The 6,507-nt window shown below is 68.7% G+C and carries 6 protein-coding genes; 4 read left to right on the top strand and 2 right to left on the bottom strand.

What is annotated here, in order from left to right:
* Window positions 1–205 precede the first annotated feature (205 nt).
* The 4 genes from GGD89_RS15270 (at window position 206) to GGD89_RS15255 (ending at window position 4,672) form a co-directional block, all read left to right on the top strand.
* Window positions 206–1,360: a DNA polymerase III subunit delta' gene (locus GGD89_RS15270; protein WP_184046824.1), complete on the top strand. Its 1,155-nt coding sequence runs from the start codon at window positions 206–208 to the stop codon at window positions 1,358–1,360.
* 77 nt (window positions 1,361–1,437) lie between these two features.
* Entirely contained in the window at window positions 1,438–3,003 is a 1,566-nt protein-coding gene (gene metG, locus GGD89_RS15265) for a methionine--tRNA ligase (RefSeq protein WP_184046822.1), read from the top strand.
* Window positions 3,004–3,039: 36 nt separating this feature from the next.
* The gene (locus tag GGD89_RS15260; RefSeq protein ID WP_184046820.1) at window positions 3,040–3,843 is read left to right on the top strand and encodes a TatD family hydrolase; all 804 of its coding nucleotides are present in this window, start codon (window positions 3,040–3,042) and stop codon (window positions 3,841–3,843) included.
* A gap of 22 nt (window positions 3,844–3,865) precedes the next feature.
* Window positions 3,866–4,672 carry an MBL fold metallo-hydrolase gene (locus GGD89_RS15255; RefSeq protein WP_184046818.1) on the top strand — a complete coding sequence of 269 codons (807 nt, stop codon included), beginning with the start codon at window positions 3,866–3,868 and terminating at the stop codon, window positions 4,670–4,672.
* A 191-nt stretch (window positions 4,673–4,863) separates the two neighbouring features.
* Here GGD89_RS15255 and GGD89_RS15250 read toward each other — a convergent pair whose 3' ends face one another.
* Together GGD89_RS15250 and GGD89_RS15245 are read right to left on the bottom strand one after the other, a co-directional pair.
* Window positions 4,864–5,523 carry an SRPBCC family protein gene (locus GGD89_RS15250; RefSeq protein WP_184046816.1) on the bottom strand — a complete coding sequence of 220 codons (660 nt, stop codon included), beginning with the start codon at window positions 5,521–5,523 and terminating at the stop codon, window positions 4,864–4,866.
* A 65-nt stretch (window positions 5,524–5,588) separates the two neighbouring features.
* The gene (locus tag GGD89_RS15245; protein ID WP_184046815.1) at window positions 5,589–6,500 is read right to left on the bottom strand and encodes an NAD(P)-dependent oxidoreductase; all 912 of its coding nucleotides are present in this window, start codon (window positions 6,498–6,500) and stop codon (window positions 5,589–5,591) included.
* Window positions 6,501–6,507: the final 7 nt, after the last annotated feature.

Below are 6,507 nucleotides of genomic sequence, written 5' to 3'. Positions count from 1 at the left end.
TACAACTGCAAGCGGATGGCCCGCCTCAGGGCCGCATGACACCCGCGCCACCACCTAAACTCAAGGCCGCGCGGCCAAACCCGACAGACTGCTAGTGCGCTGATCCAGGCAAAAGATGCAGTCCACATTCTTTTGTCTGGATCGAACGTGCACTGGAAACAGTGTTTTGTGCATCGCTGCACGAGGGGCAGGGGAGGGCGGACCCATGGCGCGGGCACCGGGCAAGACCAGCAAGCTCAAGGCCGCCGATCCCGCCGATGGGGTGCCGACGCCGCGCGCCAATCCGTTGCTGCTGGGACAGGAGGACGCCGAGGCCACCGTGCTGGGAGCCTGGGCCAGCGGGCGCATGAGCCATGCCTGGCTGATCACCGGACCGCGTGGCGTGGGCAAGGCGACCCTGGCGCATCGCCTGGCGCGCTTCATCCTGGCGCACGGACTGCACGGCGGGGCCTCGACGGCGGCGCCCCCCAATTTGGTCATGGACCCGGCGGACCCGCTGTTTCAGCGGGTGGTGACGGGGAGCCACGGCGATCTGCGTGTCGTGGAACGCGGGGTCGCCGACGAGCGGCAGGCGCAGCGCGACCGGGAGGCCGGTCGCGTGCCCCGGCGACGGGGCGAGATCGTGGTGGACGATGTGCGGGGTGTCGGCGCCTTCCTGGCCCTGACGCCGGCCGAGGACGGCTGGCGGGTGGTGGTGATCGACGCCGCCGACGAGATGAACCGCAATGCCGCCAACGCGGTGCTCAAGGTGCTGGAGGAACCGCCGCGCCGGGCCGTGCTGGTGCTGGTGGCCCACAATCCGGCACGGCTGCCGGCGACGATTCCGTCGCGCTGCCGCCGCCTGACGCTGCGCCCCTTGTCCCACCCCGTGATGCGTGACCTTCTGGGGCGCTACCGCCCCGACCTGGACGCCGAGGCCCAGGCGACGTTGATGGGCCTGTCGCGGGGCAGCATCGGGACGGCGCTGACGCTGGCCCGGCGCGGCGGCCTGGAGGTGTATGCCGAGATGACCGGCCTGCTGGGTGACCTGCCACGCCTGGACGTGGCGCGGCTGCACGCCCTGGGCGACAGGGCGGCGCAGGACGACGTGGCCTGGGGGCTGCTGCGCGACCTGCTGCCGGGCTGGCTGGGGCGGCTGGCGCGTGTCGTCGCCGTCGGCAGCCCCGAGGGGATGGCCACCAGCGCCCGGGAAGCGGAGGTCATGGCCCGGCTGGGGCGGGCGGCGCCCCTTGATCGCTGGGTCGCGGTGTGGGAAAAGACCTCGCATCTTCTGGGCCGGACGGAGGCCGTCCATTTGGACCGCAAACAGGCCGTCCTGGCCGCCCTTTTGCTGGTGGAGCGCGCGGCCGCCCGAGCCTGACGGAGGTCGGGTCTGGTTACGTCCGACCTCGTCGGTCCTCCTGTCGTAATCCTCCCTGTCGTGTCGGAGCATCGCTGATGTCGGGCCGCCCCCCGTTCTATATCACCACGCCCATCTACTACGTGAACGCCAGCCCGCACATCGGCCATGCCTACACCACCGTCGCCTGCGACATGGTGGCGCGGTTCAAGCGCCTGGACGGCTACGACGTCAAGTTCCTGACGGGCACCGACGAACACGGCCAGAAGGTGGAGAAATCCGCCCAGGCCGACGGCATGGACCCGCAGGCGTTCACCGACAGGGTGTCGCGGAACTTCCGCGATCTGGCGACGGCCCTGAACTGCACCAACGACGACTTCATCCGCACCACGGAAAGCCGCCACACCCGCGCCTGTCAGGCGTTGTGGACCACCCTGATCGAGCGCGACCAGATTTATCTGGGAAGCTACGCGGGATGGTACGCGGTGCGCGACGAGGCGTTCTACAACGAGGATGAACTCACCACCGGACCGGACGGTGTCAAGCGGGCCCCCAGCGGCGCCGAGGTGGAGTGGGTGGAGGAGCCCAGCTACTTCTTCCGCCTGTCCCGGTGGGCCGAGCCACTGCTGAAGTTCTACGACGAGAATCCGGATTTCATCGCCCCCGACAGCCGCCGCAACGAGGTGCTGAGCTTCGTGCGCGGCGGGCTGACCGACCTGTCGGTCTCGCGCACCACCTTCCAGTGGGGCGTGCCGGTGCCGGGCGACGACGATCACATCATGTACGTCTGGCTGGACGCGCTGACCAACTACATCACCGCCGTCGGCTATCCGGAGACGGACACAGGCCAATACGCCACCCACTGGCCGGCCGATCTGCACATGATGGGCAAGGACATCCTTCGCTTCCACGCCGTGTACTGGCCGGCTTTCCTGATGGCCGCCGATCTGGCGCCGCCCAGGCGGGTGTTCGCGCACGGCTGGTGGACCAACGAAGGTCAGAAGGTCTCCAAGTCGGTGGGCAACGTCATCGATCCGCTCACGCTGGTGGAGACCTACGGGCTTGATCAGGTGCGCTACTTCCTCCTGCGCGAGGTGCCTTTCGGCAACGACGGGGACTATTCGCATCGCGCCATGGTCAACCGCATGAACGGCGATCTGGCCAACGACCTGGGCAACCTGGCCCAGCGCACATTGTCCATGATCCACAAGAACTGCGGGCAGGCCGTGCCGCAGCCGGGCCCGTTCGCCGACGAGGACCGGACTTTGCTGGATCAGGCCGGCGGGCTGGTGGATACCCTGCGCGCCGCCATCGATCGCCAGGCCCTCCACGAGGCGCTGGAGGCCCTGTGGGTTGTGGTACGCGCCGCCAATGCCTACGTGGACCGGCAGGCGCCATGGGCGCTGCGCAAGACCGATCCGGCGCGCATGGCCACGGTCCTCTACGTGCTGGCGGAAACGCTGCGTCCGGTGGCCGTCCTGATGCAGGCGGTGACGCCGGATTCGGCGGCGCGCATGCTCGATCAGCTTGGAGTGCCGGCGGACGCCCGCGATATCGCCGCGCTGGGCGAGGAGGCGGGCAGGGCGCTTGTCCCGGGCACGGCGTTGCCCAAGCCCGTGGGCATTTTCCCCCGCTATGTCGACGAGACGGGCGACGCGGGCTGACGGACATCCCGGCCGCATTCACTGGAGCCGCGCGACATGCTGGTGGACTCGCATTGTCACCTGGATTTCCCCGACTTCGCCGAGGATCTGGACGATCTGGTGATCCGGGCGCACGGCGCCGGGGTCGGCCATATGCTGACCATCTGCACCCATGTGACCCGCTTCGACCGGGTGCTGGCGGTAGCGCGACGCTTCGACAGTGTCCATTGCACCGTCGGCATCCATCCGCATGAGGCGGGCAAGGAGCCGGAGACCTCGGCCGAGACCCTGATTCGCATGGCCGAGGATCCCAAGGTGGTGGGCTTCGGCGAGACCGGGCTGGACTTCTTCTACGAGCACAGCCCGCGTGATGTCCAGGAGCGATCCTTTCGCCAGCACATCAGGGCGGCGCGCGATAGTGGCCTTCCGGTGGTCATCCACACCCGCGACGCCGAGGCGGACACGCTGCGAATTCTGGAGGAGGAGCACGCGCGAGGGGCCTTTCCTGGGCTCATCCATTGTTTCAGCTCCGATCCAGAACTGGCTGAGAAAGCTGTAGAATTGGGGCTCATGATCTCCGTGTCGGGAATCGTGACCTTCCGCAAGGCCGAGGCGCTGCGCGACACCATCCGCGCCGTGCCGCTGAACCACCTGCTGGTGGAGACGGACGCACCGTACCTGGCGCCGGTCCCCAAGCGGGGCAAGCGCAACGAACCGGCCTACACCGCCCACACCGCCGCCGTGGTCGCCGAGGTCAAGGGGGTGACGCCCGCCGAACTGGCCGAGGCCACGACCGCTACCTTCTTCCGTCTGTTCAGCAAGGCCCGGCCATCGGCGGCGGTGAGCACGGCGGCCGAGTGATTGTGAGGCGGACCCGAAACCCATGCAGGTGACCATCCTGGGCTGCGGCGGCGCCGGCGGAGTGCCGACCCTGTCGCGCGGCTGGGGTCACTGCGATCCCGCCCATCCGCGCAACCGTCGCCGGCGACCCTCCATCTTGGTGACGCCCGGGGCGGGGCAGGGCGGTGGCGGCGCTGCGTCACCGGATCCGATCCTTGTGGACACCGCGCCCGACCTGCGGGAACAGCTTCTGGAGGCCGGTGTTACGCGCCTGTCGGCGGTGCTCTACACCCATGCCCACGCCGATCATGTGCACGGCATTGACGATCTGCGCGAAATCAACCGGGTGATGGGGTGCCCGATCGACGTGTACTCGGACGCCGAGACCCTGGAGATCCTGGAGCGGCGCTTTCCCTATGCCCTGGCCCCGCAGCCGGCGGACACCGACTACATCTTCAAGCCGCTGCTGATCAGCCGGCGGATCGCCGGGGCCTTGGACGTCGCCGGCGTCCGCATCCGGGCCTTCGAACAGGACCACGGCGTCATGACCACGTTGGGGTTCCGGTTTGGGGACGGGTTCGCCTACAGCACCGATGTGGTGGCCCTTGATGACGCCGCGTTCGCGACCCTGGCGGGCGTGCACACCTGGGTGGTCGGCTGCATGGGGTGGTCGGACCTGCCCACCCACGCGCATGTCGACAAGGTCCTGGGATGGGCCGCGCGCGTCCAGCCTCGACGCCTTGTGCTGACCCACCTGGGGCCGGGCATGGATTACGAGACCCTGCGTCGGCGTTTGCCCGAGGACGCCGAACCGGCCCATGATGGGATGGTGCTGGAGGTCCCGGATTAGCGGTCTTATCTACTAGTAGATAAGACGCGTGGCACGGCGCCACAGCCGGCGGACCGCGCGCCAATCCATGGATTTTAGCGCCCTCTGTTCATCTTCGTTACTATTCATAATATACATTATGCGACTTTCCGGTTTCCGACGGGGTTCCGGCACGACGCCCTTGACGGTTCCGTCCCGTGGCCACGGACGGCCTACTGCATGATGGCCACGGCCATCCCCGCCACCATGGCCGCCGTCAGCAACGCCAGCCCTGCCAGCACGAGCTTGTCCTTCACCGACAGATCGATGGTTGCCAGCTTCTCGAACACCCCGGGACCGTCGTCCTCGTCGTCCGGATCCTCCCGGGGGTCGCCGTCCGGGACGGCGATGTCCACATCCTCGTCCACATCCTCGTCCTCCGGTTGGTCCGCTCCGGTGACCCGTTCGGTAAACCGTCGGAAGAAGTCGTCGGCCGTCTTTTCGGCCACGCCCTTGATCAGCCGTCCGCCGACGCTGGCCAGCTTGCCGCCCACGGTGGCCTGGGACTCGTAGGTCAATAGCGTCGTGTCGGCGCCATCCTCGGCCAGGGTCACGCGCGCGCCGCCCTTGACGAAGCCGGCCGCCCCGCCCTGCCCTTGCCCGGTGATGAGATAGCTGTTGGGCGGATCCATCTCCGACAGCGTCACGGTGGTGGAGAACCGGGCCGAGACCGGCCCCACCTTGGCCTTCACGCGCGCCTGGAACTCGGTGTCGGAGACCTTTTCAAAGCTCTCGCAGCCGTCAATGCAGTCCTTCAGGATGCCGGGATCGTTGAGGGCGTCCCACACGGTCTCCCGGGGGGCCGGCACACGGTAGTTGCCGCTGAAATCCATGAGAAATGCTCCGCTGGCGGGGGACCCGGGATGGGCGGGACAGACAGACTGTGGCGCGCCCCGCCCTACCCTTTCACCACCATCTTGTAGAGGCCCTGGGTGCCGTCCTCGCGTCCACCCTCGTCGGCGAACCGCTGGTACTGGCGCCGTGCCAGGGCCAGGGCCGGCAAGTCCAGGCCCATGCGCTCCGCCTCGGCGGCGGCGATGCCCATGTCCTTCAGGAAATGGTGCACATAGAAGCCGGGCGCGAAATCGCCCTCCACCATGCGCTTGCCCAGCACGTTGAGCTGGAAGCCCCCGGCGGCGCCGCCGCCGATCACGTCCAGCACCTGCCGTTGGTCCAGTCCGGCCACCTGGGCGTAGGCCAGGGCCTCGGCCACCCCCTGGATGGTGCCGGCGATGACCGTCTGATTGACCATCTTGGTGTGCTGGCCGGCTCCGGCCGGCCCCATGAGGGCGATGGCCTTGCCCATGGCCTGGAACACGGGGAGCACGCGGTCGAAGGTCGCCTGGTCGCCGCCGACCATGATGGCCAGGGTGGCGTTGCGGGCGCCCATGTCTCCCCCGGAGACCGGGGCGTCGAGGGCGGCGGCGCCCCGCCCGGCCGCCGTCGCGGCGATGCGCTCGGCGAGGCCGGGCGACGAGGTGGTCATGTCGATGGCCACCGCGCCCGGTTTCAGGTTGGCGAGGATGCCGGTGTCCGGGGCGCCCGCCGCGCCGAAGTAGACCTGCTCGACATCCGCCGGGTAGCCCACCATGGTGACGATCATGTCGCAGGCGCGGGCCAGCCCGGGGATGCTGTCATGCCAGGTGGCGCCGGCGTCCAGCAGGGCCCGGGCCTTCTCCGGCGAGCGGTTGTGGACATGCAGCGCATATCCGGCCGCCTGGATGTGACCGGCCATGCTGGCGCCCATGATGCCCAGGCCGATGAAGCCGACGGCGGTCTGCGCCGGTGCCTCCGGGGGGGTGTCGGTCATCGTCCCA

Origin of the sequence: Roseospira visakhapatnamensis, from assembly GCF_014197915.1 — a bacterium.
In the GTDB taxonomy this organism is placed as follows: domain Bacteria; phylum Pseudomonadota; class Alphaproteobacteria; order Rhodospirillales; family Rhodospirillaceae; genus Rhodospira; species Rhodospira visakhapatnamensis.
Note: the sequence above shows the minus strand (reverse complement) of the source record. Positions and strands in the feature narration are given on the sequence as shown.

Coding starts and splice junctions, on each gene's coding strand:
- GGD89_RS15270 (WP_184046824.1), top strand. CDS start 206: ATGGCGCGGGCACCGGGCAAGACCAGCAAGCTCAAGGCCGCCGATCCC.
- metG (WP_184046822.1), top strand. CDS start 1,438: ATGTCGGGCCGCCCCCCGTTCTATATCACCACGCCCATCTACTACGTG.
- GGD89_RS15260 (WP_184046820.1), top strand. CDS start 3,040: ATGCTGGTGGACTCGCATTGTCACCTGGATTTCCCCGACTTCGCCGAG.
- GGD89_RS15255 (WP_184046818.1), top strand. CDS start 3,866: ATGCAGGTGACCATCCTGGGCTGCGGCGGCGCCGGCGGAGTGCCGACC.
- GGD89_RS15250 (WP_184046816.1), bottom strand. CDS start 5,523: ATGGATTTCAGCGGCAACTACCGTGTGCCGGCCCCCCGGGAGACCGTG.
- GGD89_RS15245 (WP_184046815.1), bottom strand. CDS start 6,500: ATGACCGACACCCCCCCGGAGGCACCGGCGCAGACCGCCGTCGGCTTC.